At 53.0% G+C, this 1,007-nt stretch carries 1 protein-coding gene; it reads left to right on the top strand.

The features are described 5' to 3' along the window. A partial coding sequence (locus ACTHS3_RS14640) for a polysaccharide export protein (protein ID WP_440368330.1) occupies nt 1-1,007 on the top strand: 1,007 nt, incomplete at both ends.

Genomic DNA, 1,007 nt, shown 5'->3' with positions numbered 1-1,007 from the left:
GACACCGCAGCCGATACCAACCTCGACAGCCGCGTTGCCGTTTACCCCATCACGCCCAACCTGATTGAAAAAATGCGCAAGCCGCCTGTACTTTCCCAAAACAACCAAGGTTTGGAGCAAAGTAAAAGCGCTTACCGCTACCGCATCGGCAGCGGCGACGTCCTCAATATCATGGTTTGGGCGCACTCCGACCTCAACTCCCCTATCCAACAAAGCAACCCGCAAACCAACCAAGTCAGCCGCGGCGCCTGGGTAGATGAGGGCGGTTACATCACTTACCCGTTGGCAGGCAAAATTCAAGCCAAAGGCAAAACTTTGGACGAATTGCAAAACACCCTGACCAGCCTTCTGAAACGCTACATCAAAAACCCTCAAGTAGCCATCAACGTTACCGAATTCCGTTCGCAACGTATTTCAGTATCCGGTGCCATCAACCAAGCAGGTCAACTGCCGATTACCAATATTCCGATGACCATTTTGGATGCCATCAACCAGGCTGGCGGCGTCACCCAAAGTGCCGACACCCAACACATCAAATGGACGCACAACGGCGTCGACCGCACCATTTCCCTGCAAGACATGCTGCAATACGGCGATATGTCGCAAAACCATCTCCTCAGCCATGGCGACATCGTTTACGTTCCTAACAGCAGCAACAACAAAATCTACATCATGGGCGAAGTCGGCAAACAAGCCACCCTGCCGATCGGCAATCACGGCCTCAACCTGACCCAAGCGCTCGGCGAAGTCGGCGGCATGAACCAAAACTATGCTGATGCAACCGGCGTATTCGTGATCCGCCGCGCACCAGAAGATGCGGCCAAACCTATCCACATCTATCAGCTCAACCTGAAAGATGCGACTTCTTACGCGCTGGGCAGCGAATTCAAACTGCGTTCCGAAGACACCGTTTACGTTACCGCCGCCCCGGTTACCCGTTGGAACCGCGTAATGTCACAAATTACCAACTCCATCAGCAACGTCAATACCCTCGACAATACGTTTAA

It is taken from the genome of Neisseria sp. P0009.S007 (assembly GCF_051962515.1).
Note: the sequence above shows the minus strand (reverse complement) of the source record. Positions and strands in the feature narration are given on the sequence as shown.